At 70.3% G+C, this 1,011-nt stretch carries 1 protein-coding gene; it reads left to right on the top strand.

Annotated elements, in window-relative coordinates; translation table 11 throughout:
- Positions 1-1,011 (top strand): hypothetical protein (locus tag FKP22_RS33320; protein WP_170201214.1); only part of this gene is annotated, 1,011 nt, incomplete at both ends.

The following is a 1,011-nucleotide window of genomic DNA, read 5'->3' as shown; positions in this document are numbered from 1 at the left end:
GTGGCGGCAAGGCCACGGCCACGCTGACCGGCAGTTCGCTGGCCCACACGGTGCTGAGCGCCGAAGCCACCGGCGGCAGCAGCTTTGGCGGCCTGGCGGGCAACGCCAAGGCTGAGGTCACGGCCATCGCCACAGCCGATGGCGGCCTGGCGCAAGCCGTGGCCAAGGCCACTGGCGACGGCGCCAATGCCACTGCGACCACGCAAGGGCTGGGCGCGGCGGACCTGTCGTCAGAGGCGAATGCCAACGGCCGAAATGGCAGCGCCACGGCCATCAGCATGGCCGCCATGGGCGGCGCGAGCGTCACCAACACGGCCACTGCAGCGACCAGCGGCGGCGCGCGCAGCACGGCAGCCGGCACCTACAACACGGCCCAGAGCTTCACGCTCCCCAACCTCGCTGGTGGCAGCAACGGCTTGCAGGCCTTTGCCAGCAGCAATGGCCGGCCCAGTGCCGCCACGCTGAACAGCGTGCTCGCGACCCGGCCCAACGTGGCCGCGGCGCTGGGCAGTGGCAGCAGCGTGCTGGGCCTGGGCGTGATGGGGGCCAACTACGGCGCGGCGGCGGTCGGCAGCAAGACCTACGGTGCGAGCGCCAGCTACAGCTTTTCGCTGTCCAGCAACAGCAACCTGACGCTGGGCCTGCTGGGCCTGACCGGCTACAACGGCGGTTTCAGCTCGATGAGCTTCACCGTCGTCAGCGGCACGACGACCCTGGCCAGCAGCAGCTTCACCAGCTTTGCCGCGGCGCAGAGCTATTTCACAGACCATCCGCTGGCGCTGGGCACTTTCCAGGCCGGCGCCAACAGCCTGGTCGTCAGCTTCAGCCTGACGGCCAGCACGGCCAAGGGCGCCGATTTTGCTTACCTGCTGGCGGCCAAGCCGGTATCGTCGGCGCTCGGCGTGGTGGGCAACACCGGCACCAGCAGCACGCACCGTTCGCCGTTGTTGGCCGAGCGCATGCCGGGCTTCAAGGCGGGCTTGGCCGGCCTGCGGCCGACACTGGGGGGCG

The sequence above is a fragment of the Ideonella azotifigens genome, assembly GCF_006519715.1.
Lineage (GTDB): Bacteria > Pseudomonadota > Gammaproteobacteria > Burkholderiales > Burkholderiaceae_C > Ideonella > Ideonella azotifigens.
The sequence above is the reverse complement of the archived record's forward strand: the minus strand, read 5'-3'. Positions and strand labels throughout refer to the sequence as shown.